General features: G+C 68.1%; 13 protein-coding genes. 2 read left to right on the top strand and 11 right to left on the bottom strand.

Features of this window, described 5'->3' with window-relative positions; translation table 11 throughout:
• Positions 1–87 precede the first annotated feature (87 nt).
• The 7 genes from ACNPM4_RS10555 to ACNPM4_RS10525 form a co-directional block, all read right to left on the bottom strand.
• Entirely contained in the window at positions 88–1,044 is a 957-nt protein-coding gene (locus ACNPM4_RS10555; protein ID WP_448985643.1) for a carbohydrate ABC transporter permease, read from the bottom strand.
• Between the two features lie 5 nt (positions 1,045–1,049).
• Positions 1,050–1,991, bottom strand: a complete 942-nt coding sequence (locus ACNPM4_RS10550; protein WP_105712353.1) for a carbohydrate ABC transporter permease — start codon at positions 1,989–1,991, stop codon at positions 1,050–1,052.
• A gap of 14 nt (positions 1,992–2,005) precedes the next feature.
• Positions 2,006–3,322: an ABC transporter substrate-binding protein gene (locus ACNPM4_RS10545; protein ID WP_448985641.1), complete on the bottom strand. Its 1,317-nt coding sequence runs from the start codon at positions 3,320–3,322 to the stop codon at positions 2,006–2,008.
• Between the two features lie 185 nt (positions 3,323–3,507).
• A complete protein-coding gene (locus ACNPM4_RS10540; protein WP_448985639.1) occupies positions 3,508–4,860 on the bottom strand; it encodes a polysaccharide lyase family 8 super-sandwich domain-containing protein in 1,353 nt (450 codons plus the stop codon).
• Positions 4,752–5,936 (bottom strand): hypothetical protein, encoded by a 1,185-nt coding sequence (locus ACNPM4_RS10535; protein WP_448985638.1) that lies wholly within the window; start codon positions 5,934–5,936, stop codon positions 4,752–4,754. The genes ACNPM4_RS10540 and ACNPM4_RS10535 overlap by 109 nt, the downstream gene beginning before the upstream one ends.
• Before the next feature lie 169 nt (positions 5,937–6,105).
• Positions 6,106–6,960, bottom strand: a complete 855-nt coding sequence (locus tag ACNPM4_RS10530; protein WP_448985637.1) for a fumarylacetoacetate hydrolase family protein — start codon at positions 6,958–6,960, stop codon at positions 6,106–6,108.
• 13 nt (positions 6,961–6,973) lie between these two features.
• Positions 6,974–7,948 carry a C-terminal binding protein gene (locus tag ACNPM4_RS10525; protein ID WP_448985635.1) on the bottom strand — a complete coding sequence of 325 codons (975 nt, stop codon included), beginning with the start codon at positions 7,946–7,948 and terminating at the stop codon, positions 6,974–6,976.
• A gap of 76 nt (positions 7,949–8,024) precedes the next feature.
• On the opposite strand from ACNPM4_RS10525, the gene ACNPM4_RS10520 reads away from it, so the two are divergent.
• The gene (locus tag ACNPM4_RS10520; RefSeq protein WP_029263139.1) at positions 8,025–8,774 is read left to right on the top strand and encodes an SDR family NAD(P)-dependent oxidoreductase; all 750 of its coding nucleotides are present in this window, start codon (positions 8,025–8,027) and stop codon (positions 8,772–8,774) included.
• Positions 8,767–9,132, top strand: a complete 366-nt coding sequence (locus ACNPM4_RS10515; RefSeq protein ID WP_105712348.1) for a nuclear transport factor 2 family protein — start codon at positions 8,767–8,769, stop codon at positions 9,130–9,132. Before ACNPM4_RS10520 ends, ACNPM4_RS10515 begins: the two co-directional genes overlap by 8 nt.
• An 18-nt stretch (positions 9,133–9,150) precedes the next feature.
• Here ACNPM4_RS10515 and ACNPM4_RS10510 read toward each other — a convergent pair whose 3' ends face one another.
• The 4 genes from ACNPM4_RS10510 to ACNPM4_RS10495 all read right to left on the bottom strand — a co-directional run.
• The gene (locus tag ACNPM4_RS10510; RefSeq protein ID WP_262003640.1) at positions 9,151–9,426 is read right to left on the bottom strand and encodes a type II toxin-antitoxin system RelE family toxin; all 276 of its coding nucleotides are present in this window, start codon (positions 9,424–9,426) and stop codon (positions 9,151–9,153) included.
• Positions 9,426–9,701 carry a type II toxin-antitoxin system Phd/YefM family antitoxin gene (locus tag ACNPM4_RS10505; RefSeq protein ID WP_372467904.1) on the bottom strand — a complete coding sequence of 92 codons (276 nt, stop codon included), beginning with the start codon at positions 9,699–9,701 and terminating at the stop codon, positions 9,426–9,428. The genes ACNPM4_RS10510 and ACNPM4_RS10505 overlap by 1 nt, the downstream gene beginning before the upstream one ends.
• A 243-nt stretch (positions 9,702–9,944) precedes the next feature.
• The gene (locus ACNPM4_RS10500) at positions 9,945–10,283 is read right to left on the bottom strand and encodes an SdpI family protein (protein ID WP_448985632.1); all 339 of its coding nucleotides are present in this window, start codon (positions 10,281–10,283) and stop codon (positions 9,945–9,947) included.
• 186 nt (positions 10,284–10,469) lie between these two features.
• Positions 10,470–10,872, bottom strand: a 403-nt coding sequence (locus tag ACNPM4_RS10495; protein ID WP_448985630.1) for a DinB/UmuC family translesion DNA polymerase, incomplete at its 5' end; no start/stop codon positions are given.

The raw sequence follows: 10,872 nt of genomic DNA, 5'->3' as shown, positions 1-10,872 counted from the left end.
CCCCCCACGTTCGCAGGGAACAGTCTGTCGGCGTCTCCGTCGTCGGCGCTGATGACGATGGTCGGGAGCTGTCCGCGACCTCCACGATCACTTGACGGCACCGGAGGTCATCCCTTCCATGATGCGGCGACCGACCCACAGATACAGCAGGATCATCGGATAGATGACGATCACGACTCCGGCGAACAGGCCTCCCCAGTTGGAGTTGTACTGCATGGTGCCGTACAACCGGAGAAGTGCAGCGGGCAGGGTCTGCTCGCTCGGAGAGTTGATCAGCACCAGCACGAGGAGCGCTTCGTTCCACATGTGCAGGAAGTTCAGGACGAACGCGCTCTTCACCGCCGGCCAGGCGACCGGCATCATGATGCTCCAGAAGGTGCGCGCGGGCGACGCCCCATCGAGCGCCGCAGCCTCGGGAAGCGCTGAGGGAAGCCCCCTGAAGGCGGCGGTGAGCAGGAAGATCGTGAACGGGAGAGAAGTGCCGACGTAGATGAAGACGAGCGTGATCCGGTCATCCCACCAGCCGAAGAGGATCTCCACGGCGAACTGGTGCACCTCCGTCTTCGCGATGAAGAGCGGGACGAGGATCGTCTGCACCGGCAGCGCCACACACAGCGCCGTATAGGTGTTGATGCCCGCGATCCATCGTCGCGAGCTCCTCGCGAGCACATATGCGGCGGGGGCTCCCAGCGCGATCGTCAGGGAGGCGGAGATCGTCACGATGAAGATGGTGTTGAGCGTCACGCCGCCGAAACCGGACACCGTCCACGCGCTCACGAAGTTCTCCCACTCCGGCGATGCGGGAAGACCGAAGGGGGTGGCGAAGATCTCGCTGTCCGACTTCAGGGACGTGATCCCCACCCACACCGCCATCAGGAGGTTGAACGACACCCACACCCACAGCGCGACCTGGATGCCGCGGGGGATGACGATGTCGCCGATGGGAGCCGTCCATCGTCGGTGCCCGCTACGCCGGAGGCGGGGGTGGCGGCCGGTCTGCACCGGCTGCTTCGCCTCCTCGGGGGCGCGAGGGGGGCTGGTCATGGTCGTCATGACAGTTCCACCTTGTCTCTCTTCAGAAGTCTCCGCACGAGCATCACCAGGACCGAGGTGAGCAGGAAGAGCACCATGCCGATCGCCGACGCGTAGGCGAGCTGCGGGCTTCCGTCCGGACCACCGGTCGTCGCGAGGTACTGCTGCACAGACGCGGTGCGCGCCTGGATGGGCGGCACGCCCTGGGATCCGACGAATGCGATCACGATCTCGAACGTCTTCATGCTGCTGATGATCCACAGCACGATCGCGACCGAGAGCGACTCCCAGCTCAGCGGGATGGTGATCATCCGGAACTGCTGCGTGCGAGTCGCTCCCGCAAGTTCCGCTTCCTCATACAGGTGCGCGGGGATCTGATCGACGCCCGTCGCGACGATCGCGAGGTAGTACCCGCTGACGCTCCACACGAGACCGACGATGATCACCTGGAACACGACGTCCGGTGACAGCCAGGCTCTGCGCAGGGCATCGAGCGAGAGTGCTTCGAGGATCTGGTTGAAGCCGCCGTTCGGATTCAGGAGGAAGCCGAACGCCACACCGATCGCGATCGGCGAGATGATCACCGGCACGAACACGACGGACCGGATGAACGCCCCGCCCCGCATGCCGCGTAGCGCGATCAGTGAGGCGAAGACCACCGTGAACACGAGGATGCCGCCGACGATCAGCAGCACCGCCGTGTTCACGAACGACGAGCGGAACGCGTCCGACGCCCACAGTCCGATGTAGTTGCGCAGGCCCACCCAGACGACCTCGTCTCCCGGTCCCGACCACGAGGTCAGCGAGATCACGGCCGTGAACACCGATGGAATCACGAGGGTGATGGTCATCATCGCCACCGCGGGGACGAGGAAGGGCAGCGCGAGCCGATCGACACCGGTGGCGTCGGTCGATGCCTGCCGATCGGCGCGGCGGTGGAGGAGGAGAGGGGTCGCCATGGGGAGCCTGCCGATCAGCCGTTGGCGGCGAGATACGCGGCGGTCTGTTCCTTGCCGCGTGCGACGAACTCCTCCGCGGTGATGGTGCCCGAGAAGAGGGCGTCGTCCAGAGGCAACAGGATGTCGTTCCACCACGACGGGTGGAGCGCTGCGGCGAGATCATGCGACTGGGTGACGGAGTCGGCATTCTCGATCTGCTCGACCAGCCCACGCAGCGTCTCCGGCTGCTCCACGCCCGAGCGCGCCGCGATGAACCCGGCCTCGGACGCGTACAGCTTCTGGAACTTCTCCTGAGCGGCGAAGGCGAGGAACTGGTTCGCCGCGTCCAGGTTCTTGCTGTCGGCATTGATCGCGAGCCCGCTCGCGGTCACCTCGACCGTCGGTGTGCCGCCCGGAACGGCCGGGAACATGAACGTCCGAGCCGTGAAGCCGTCCTTCTGCTGGTCTCGCGTCTCCCCTTCCATGTACGACCCGCCCAGCATGAAGGAGTGCGCTCCCTGCGCCCACTGATTCTGCGCATCCGGGTACTTCGTGCCCATGTAGTCGTCCTGCAGGTAGCCGCCGTCGACGATCTGCTGGACGCGCTGCGCAGCCTCGAGGACGTACGGCTGATCCCAGTTCTCCGGTGCCTCCGCGAGCGAGCGGAGCGCTCCCGGCCCTTCGGCCTGCACGAGCAGCTGATAGAGCCAGAACACGTTGTAGCTGGGCACCGTGCCGTCCGCGCCCAGGGGGGTGAGGCCTTCCGCCTTCTGCGCGTCCAGGAGGGCGATGAAGTCGTCCCACTCCTGGGGCGGGTCGCTCTCGAGTTCGGGGAACTGCGACGCGTCGAACCAGATCGCCGAGGAATTGACGTAGGTCGGCAGGATCCCGACGCCCTCCTCGCCCGATGCCGCCTCTCGGACGGCGTCCGTGAAGCTCTCTCCCACCGAGATGTCCTCGCCGGGGATGTCCGTCTCCATCAGCTCGTCGAGGTCGGCCAGGAAGCCCCGGCCCTCGTAATCGAGGATGTTCCGGCTTCCCGCGTCGAAGAGGTCGGGCCCGGTCCCGTTGCCGAGAGCGTTGATCAGGTTCTGCGTGACCTGGCGACCGAGGTACTCGACCTCGACGTCGATGCCGGTCTCCTCCGTGAAGGCGGTGCGTACGGTTTCGAAGATCTCCTGCTGCGCCTCGCCGACGTTCCACGCCGACCAGTAGGTGAGAGTCGCCTTCGTGTCGTCATCGTCGCCCCCACGGATCTGTGTGCCGCAGCCGGCCGTCACGAGAGTGGTGACGAGCAGCGCTCCTGCCGCGGCCGCAACGCGGCGGCGAGCGCGATTCGAACTCAAATTCATTACGTACTCCTTTGTGACGTAGCTTCAGGATCCGCTCGGGATGCGCGGTGTTCTCTGATTCAACGGGCCCTCAGAAGAATGAATCAAGCATGAATTCCGATTGATTCTCGGCCGACCACGCGGGCGCGCCGAAGAGCGCGCGACCGCGGGGTGACGCCCGCGAAGCGTGGGAGGGGCCGGCGGTCTCAGAAGTGGAGTTCGCACTCCGCCTGGCGCGCCCCGGAGGCGAGGGTCACCGCCACGCGGGAGCCCACGATCGCCACGGACCCGCCCGCGCAGGACGAGCTCGACGGGATTCCGAGGCCATCGAACGTCACGCTCAGCGCCGTCACGGATCCCGCGTGCTCATCGATCGCGATGATCACCGCACCATCGGCACGGGTGCTGACGGCGACGGTGCACGGCGCACTCGCCGTCACCCCGTCCACGGTCACCGCCCGCCAGAACGTGAACAGACGCGTCTCGCGCGCGTCGAACCGCAGCGCCTGGCACTCGGCGGAGTTCGCGAGCACCGCGAAGTTCGGTGCTGCTGCGAACGCCTGCGTCTCGGCGAGGGACGCTCCGGGCAGCACCGCGTACTGATACGACCGCCCGGAGAAGTTCTGGCCATGCCAGAGCCAGAGGGTGAGGTATCGGCGTGCATGCGGAGTCGCGTCGATTCCGGCCGTGGTGTTGATGTCGGCCCAGGAGCCCGCGCGTTCCTCGCGCTTCATCTTCACGCTGCCACCGACCGGGAAGAAATACCCGCCGACACCGTCGATGTGGACGCTCAGCGGGCCGGTCGCGTTCTCCGTGCGCGAGCTCGGCAGGGTCCCGATGCGGACGACACCGTCGACGCGCAGTGTCGCCGCTCCCGCGGCGTGGAGATTCCGGTTCTCGACGACGGTCTCGACGATGCCCCCGGTGGTGGAGGAGATGTCAGCGCCCAGGGCGACGAGGACGCCGTCCTGGAGGAACCAGGCCTTGCGGGCGTGCATGTCGCTGCCGCGGAACGCTCCCCCCGTCCCCGCGCGATCGTGCGGCGCATGGAGATCCTGCGCGAAGACCGTCGCCGCGTCAGGGGAGTCCGACATCACGGACGATCCGCCCGTCCATTCGCCCGGCGGACGCCCCTTGCCGGATGTGCCGCCGATCCGATCCGGGAGAGCGAGCTGCTCCACGGTCGTGCCCGGCAGCCGATAGCGGTCGACGGTCGGCCAGAACTCGTCGTCGTAGTGAGAGGTGTCGGCGTCGTACACGTACGTCATGCCGCTGCCGGAATGGTAGCCGCGGATGTTCTCCAGCGTGCTGCATTCGTACCAGGCGATCGTCGGACTCGATGCCGAGATCGCGATCGCGTGGTCCGCGTTGCGCGCGACGCACCGAGCCATCGCGTTGAAGACGGTCGCACCGGCGGACGGTTCGGGGAGAGCGGCCACCGCGCTGTTCGTCAGCGCGACGACCAGGCCCGTCCTCGCCACCGACCCCGTCTCGAAGATCCGCCCGGTGGAGTCCTCGTCCACCCAGGAGCGCACACGCCCGCGGATCTGCGTCGCCACCGGTGCAGGAGCAGCCCCTCCACCGCCTGGAAACCGGCATCCTGACTGCGGGCGAGCGGGCGGGCGACAGCGCGGCCCCGCACGTGGTCCATGACCCTGCCGCGGTAGACGACCGGCAGGTAGCTCTTCCCGACCAGGGCGAAGAATGCCTCGTACTCCGGTCCGGCTGCTCCGAGGTCGAGGAGTGCGAACAGACGCGACGCCGCGAGCAGGAGCTCGATCCCGTACGAGCCCGTGTACGGGACGCTCGCATGCTGGATCATCGAGCCGTCGGCGTGGAAGCCGTCTCCCTCCAGGACGGTCGCCCACACCGGCGCCAATCCCGCGCGCGCTCTCTCGAGCCTCGGGACGTCTCCGTCCAGAAGAGCACGGACGATGACCGTCTGGCACATGTCCATCCGGTTCGCCCCGGTCGATTCCTTCACGGGAAGCCCCTTCAGCGGATCGAGGAACCACGGGTCCGGCACGAAGTGGTCGATCGCCGCACACCCCGCGGCGACCTGGGCGGACGGCAGCTCGTCGCCGACGAGCACGAGGACGCTCGCGAGAGCGCGGGGCGATCCGATCTGCCAATCCCACCAGTTGTCCGCGGCGGCCATCGCGGTGCCTGACGCGAATCCCGCCGCAGTGAGTGAGCCGAGACCCGAGGAGATCTGCGCGACCAGGGTCGAGTCGGCATGATGAATCGAGCCCGGGGTCGCCCATGCCACGGCGAAGTCGAGCAGCCGCGTGTACGACTGGCGGATCTTCTGCGCGGTGCGCACGCCCTGAGCATCGGGATTCACGCCCGTCACCGGTAGATCGGTGAACACCGACGCCGCGGTGGGATCGAGCATCGCCCGCCACCCGGTGACACGGGCGTCCAGCGCCGAAAGCGCCGTCGCGAACCTCGCATCGGAAGAGACGACCTGGTGGCGACCGGTGAGGATGTCCGCCCAACGCGCCCGCAGCGCCGGGTCGATCGTCGTCGTGCCCGCCCACGGCTCGGGGAGCACCGAGAAGATCGACTCTGCGAGCGTGAGTGCCGCCATGCCTGTGGACACCCGAAGAAGGGTGCGTCGTGTGAGCTGAACCATGAATCTTCCTCCGCATCGTCGCGTCTGAGACGGAACGTAGCTTCGGGTGAAGGAATGAGTCCAGAGTGAATGCGACGGCAGCGACCGACCGACGGCCTCTGCCCGAGGCACGGTGCACTCAGCAAAAGGAACCGTGCCCCGGACACAAGCCGCCGGGCGCGAGCGGCGGTCAGCCCAGGTGCACCCGCTCGGTGCGCTGGTGCTGTCGGCCGAGACCTTCGATCTCGATCGTCATCTCGTCGCCGTCCTGCAGGTACGGGAAGCGTCCGGAGAGCGCGACGCCCTGCGGAGTTCCGGTGTTGATCACGTCCCCGGGTTCGAGCACGAGGTACTGGCTCAGCTCGTGCACGATCTGCAGCACGGGGAAGATCATGTCGGCCGTCGAGGAGTCCTGACGCGGTTCGCCGTTCACGAACGAGCGCAGCCGCAGCGCCTGCGGGTCGACCTCGTCGGCGGGCACAAGCGCGGGCCCGAGCGGGTTGAATGTCTCGGAGCACTTGCCCTTCGACCACTGTCCACCCGACACGTCGAGCTGGTACGCCCGCTCCGACACGTCGTTCGAGATCGTGTACCCGGCGATCACCTCGCGCGCGGCCTCCGGCGACGACAGGTAGCGGGCGGTCTTGCCGATCACGATCGCCAGCTCGACCTCCCAGTCGACCTTCTCGGCGCCCGGCGGCAGCAGCACGACGTCGTCCGGGCCGACGACGGTGTTCGGATGCTTGAAGAAGATCACCGGATGCTCGGGCGGGAGCGACCCCGACTCGGCCGCGTGCGCGGCGTAGTTCTGACCGATGCAGACCACCGCGGTCGGACGCGTAACGGGCGAGCCGATGCGCAGTCCGTCGACGTCGGCCGTGGACAGCTCGCCGCCGCTCAGTGCCGCGCGCACCCGGGCGATGCCGTCGGACGCGAGGAAGGCGCCGTCGATGTCGGCGGTGAGGGGTGCCAGGTCGTAGACGACGCCGCCCTCGCGGACGTACGGGCGTTCGTGACCGACCGGGCCCAGTCGCAGCAGTTCCATGATGATCCTTCGGTCAGCGCGCGGCGGCGTAGGTCGGGTTGACGATCGGCACGGACTCGCCGGCGAGGTACCGGATGATGTTCTCGGCCGCGTGCACGGGCAGATCCGCCAGTGCCTCGGGCGAGAACCAGGCGGCGTGCGGGGTCAGGAGCACCTGTTCGAGGTCGCGCAGCGGCGAGTCGGCGGCGAGGGGCTCCCCCGCGAACACGTCGAGGGCGGCGGCGCCCAGGTGCCCGGCGCGCAGCGCGGCGGCGAGTGCCTCCTCGTCGATGAGCGGGCCGCGGCACGTGTTCACCACGACGGCGCCGGGCTTCATCGTCGCGATGGCCGCAGCATCGACCAGGTGCCGGGTCTCGTCGGTGAGCGGCACGTGCAGCGTGAGGATGTCGGCCTGCGCCACGGCATCCGGAATGCTCACGGGCTCGCAGCCGGCATCGCGCACGGCGTCGACGGGGGCGTAGGGGTCGGCGACGAGCACCCGGAAACCCAGCGCTCGGCATCCGCGGGCGACCATCGACCCGATGCGACCGAAGCCGAGCACCGAGACGGTGGTGGCCGAGGGACGCACGGCGAGCGGGCGGGCGTCGACGGCCTTCCAGGTGCCGGCGCGCACGGCGCGGTCGTAGGCGGGGAGGCCGCGGGCCTGCGTCATGATCATCGCGATGGTGTGCGCGGTGACCTCTTCGATGCAGTAGCTGGGGGTGTTCGCGACGGCGATGCCGCGGGCGGTGGCCGCCTCGACATCGACCATGTCGTAGCCGATGCCCACGCGGCTGATGATGCGCAGGTTCGGCATCCGGTCCATCACCTCGCCGGTGATCTGCGCCCACTGCACGACGAGCCCTTCGGCGTCGGAGCCGGCGGCGGCGATGTCGTCGAGGTTGCCGGATGCGGCACGCTCGGCGCGCAGCCCGGCCTGCCGGAGGGTGTCCTCGATGACGGTTCCCGGCAGGTCGCAGTCGCTGACGAGGATGAAGGGCGCAGTCATGAGAGTGATGCTATAGCATCTAGCAGATGTCCGCACGGCACTACGGTTGACCATCATTTGCTATAGCATCGGACGCATGACTACGCGCCGCGCTCTGATCACGGGGGCCAGTTCCGGTATCGGAACCGCCGCCGCCCTCGACCTCGCCCGCGAGGGCACCGCCCTCTGGATCACGTACGCCGGACGGGAAGCCGAAGCTCTCCGCGTCGCCGAGGAGTGCCGGGCGGCAGGCTCCCCCGAGGTGCACGTCTCGCGTCTCGACCTGCGCGAGCGCGAGTCGATCGACGCGCTGGTCGGCGAGATCACGGACGCCTGGGGCTCGCTGCACGTGCTCATCAACAACGGCGGCGTGTGCCCTTACACCGCCTACGACGACATCGACTTCGACGAGTGGGACATGGTCCTCGAGACCAACGCCCGCGGCACGTTCTTCCTCACCCGCGGTGCGCTTCCTCTGCTCCGGGCCGCCGAGGGGGACCGCTCCGTGATCAACATCGCCTCGATCGCCGGCCAGGTCGGCGCGCTGCAGACCGGCATCCACTACGCCGCGAGCAAGGGGGCGATCCTCGCGATCACGCGCAGCTTCGCCCGACACCTCGCAGCGGAGGGCATCCGCGTGAATGCGGTCACCCCCGGTCCGGTCAAGAGCGCGATCACCGACCAGCTGCAGGGGGCGGGCCGCGAGAAGCTCGAAGCCGGCATCCCCCTCGGCGCGTTCGGCCAGCCCGAGGACGTCGCCTGGATCATCACCTCACTCGCGTCGGAGCGCGCCCGCTTCATCACCGGCGCCACCTACGACGTCAACGGAGGCGTTCGCATTGACTGACCACGCTGCCGCCGACCGTTCCGCCGCATCCCGCTCCGCCGCTGATACCGTCCAGGCGCAGCTCGACGCGTTCAACGCGCACGACCTCGACGCCTTCGTCGCGACGTACGCCGCGGATGCCGTGATCACCGGCGTCGCTCCCGAACCGGTGGTGGGCTCGGCCGCGATCCGCGCGTTCTACGAGCCGCGGCTGCAGAACCCCGAGCTGTCGTGCGTGATCGAGACCAGCGTGCTGTTCGGCACCCGCTGGGTCGTCGCGCAGGAGCAGGTCATCAACGCGGGCGTCGCGACCGAGACCATCGCGACCTTCGACGTGGTCGACGGACTGATCTCGCGCGCCTCGATGCTCAAGGCCTGAAGCGCGCAGGACGCGGCGTCACATTCGGCGGTAGACGTCCGAGCGGTGGGCGATGCGCAGCACGTACACGGTACGCGCGTCCTCATCGACGCGAACGACGACACGATACGCGATACCGATGTAGCCGCTGCGCTGCCCTTCGAGCTCAGCGCCGAGCGCCTTGGTCGTGCGCAGCGGATTCTCGGCGAGCGGACCTTCGAGGAACCGGAGCACCGCGTCGGCGAGCTTGGGTTCCAGACGATGCAGTGCGCGAACAGCAGGGCCGGTGAGCTGGATGTCGTAGGGCTCCGGCATCACCGGCGAGCCAGCTGCTCTCGCACTTCTGCGAGGCTCAACGTGCGACCCGCAGCGATATCCGCATCTGCCTCCGCCACCTCTTCGGCGTGCTGCGGATCCTGCAGCAGCGCGAGAGTGGCCTGCAGCGCTTCGAGATCATCGACGCTCAACATGACGACGGCGGGTCGCCCGTGGCGCGTGATGGTCACCGCCTCGTGCGTGGTGTCCACTGCTTCCACCAACTGCGAGAACCTGTCCTTCGCCTCGCTGACCGAGATCGTCTGCACGTCCATAAATCTAGCCTAAAGTCAGGCCAGTTTATAGGCCAATATTCTGTCCGCAGCTTGCTCCTCCGCGCGAGAACCCGCTTGTCCCAACGATGGGGCTGGGCTGCGGGGGCGGCCCTCTCGGCATGAAGGAGATCTCCCAGAATGAAGGAGCCTTCCGCGAGAACGCTCCTTCATGTCGTGGTTTCTCCTTCAGAACGCGCGGGGTCGCGGATACCGGCCCGCGCAAGAACTGCGACCCGTCAGACCCTACGCCGCGTGAGCAACCGCACCTGCACGGTTCGCCTGCAGGAGTGAGACGACAGACGTGGCGAGGAAGACGGCCGCGACCGCGACGGCAGCGATGAGGGCTGCGGTGCCTTCGGCGAAGAGCGCGATGAGGGCTGCAACGAGGCTCACGACGAAGCCGATCCAGACGGTCTTGGCCGCCGCCCGGTGGGATGCCGACCACGCCGCGTCACTTCTCATCGTCGCGTTCGTGCGGATGCCGGCGAGCCGGTTGCGGCGCAGTCGACCGCGGCTCGCGAGCTCCGTCAACACGGCGGTCAGCAGCAGCAGCGCGGGGAAGATCACGGCGATGACAGGCATGTCGGCAGTCTAAAACGCCATGTTGACCCACGCGATGCGAAGGAGATCTCGCGGAATGAAGGAGAGATCGGCGAAACGGCTCCTTCATACCGTGCGATCTCCTTCAGCACGCGCGGGCGCAACGTCAGCACGCGCGGGCGCAGCTGCAGCACGCGTGGGCGCAGCTCCAGAACGTGCGGGCGCGGATCACTCGTGCTCGGGAAGGATCGGCGACGACCACCCCGGATCACGGCCCAGCTGCGCCGCCCGCGACACCGAGGTCGACCCGTAGCGGTCGCGCAGGGTGTCGAGCACGGAGTCGAGTCGCGCGTCATCGCCCCAGTCGATCGGCAGCTCGGGCTGCACGTTCCCGACGCGGTCGAGTTGCGACAGCGAGATGCCGATCAGGGTGATGCCGCGCGCCGAGATCTCGGCCTGCGCCGCGGCGAGCAGCGCGCGAGCGACGGTGAGCACGATGGCGGTGCGATCGGTGGGCGCTCGGAGCGAGCGGGAGCGGGTGGCCTTCGTGAAGTCGCCGAAGCGCAGTCGCAGCACGACGGTGCGACAGACGCGGTCGCCGTCCCGGAGTCGCCGCCCGAGCCGGTCGACG

This window comes from Microbacterium umsixpiens (assembly GCF_053543675.1).
The sequence above is the reverse complement of the archived record's forward strand: the minus strand, read 5'-3'. Positions and strand labels throughout refer to the sequence as shown.

Coding starts and splice junctions, on each gene's coding strand:
- ACNPM4_RS10555 (WP_448985643.1), bottom strand. CDS start 1,044: ATGACCAGCCCCCCTCGCGCCCCCGAGGAGGCGAAGCAGCCGGTGCAG.
- ACNPM4_RS10550 (WP_105712353.1), bottom strand. CDS start 1,991: ATGGCGACCCCTCTCCTCCTCCACCGCCGCGCCGATCGGCAGGCATCG.
- ACNPM4_RS10545 (WP_448985641.1), bottom strand. CDS start 3,322: ATGAATTTGAGTTCGAATCGCGCTCGCCGCCGCGTTGCGGCCGCGGCA.
- ACNPM4_RS10535 (WP_448985638.1), bottom strand. CDS start 5,936: ATGGTTCAGCTCACACGACGCACCCTTCTTCGGGTGTCCACAGGCATG.
- ACNPM4_RS10530 (WP_448985637.1), bottom strand. CDS start 6,960: ATGGAACTGCTGCGACTGGGCCCGGTCGGTCACGAACGCCCGTACGTC.
- ACNPM4_RS10525 (WP_448985635.1), bottom strand. CDS start 7,948: ATGACTGCGCCCTTCATCCTCGTCAGCGACTGCGACCTGCCGGGAACC.
- ACNPM4_RS10520 (WP_029263139.1), top strand. CDS start 8,025: ATGACTACGCGCCGCGCTCTGATCACGGGGGCCAGTTCCGGTATCGGA.
- ACNPM4_RS10510 (WP_262003640.1), bottom strand. CDS start 9,426: ATGCCGGAGCCCTACGACATCCAGCTCACCGGCCCTGCTGTTCGCGCA.
- ACNPM4_RS10505 (WP_372467904.1), bottom strand. CDS start 9,701: ATGGACGTGCAGACGATCTCGGTCAGCGAGGCGAAGGACAGGTTCTCG.
- ACNPM4_RS10500 (WP_448985632.1), bottom strand. CDS start 10,283: ATGCCTGTCATCGCCGTGATCTTCCCCGCGCTGCTGCTGCTGACCGCC.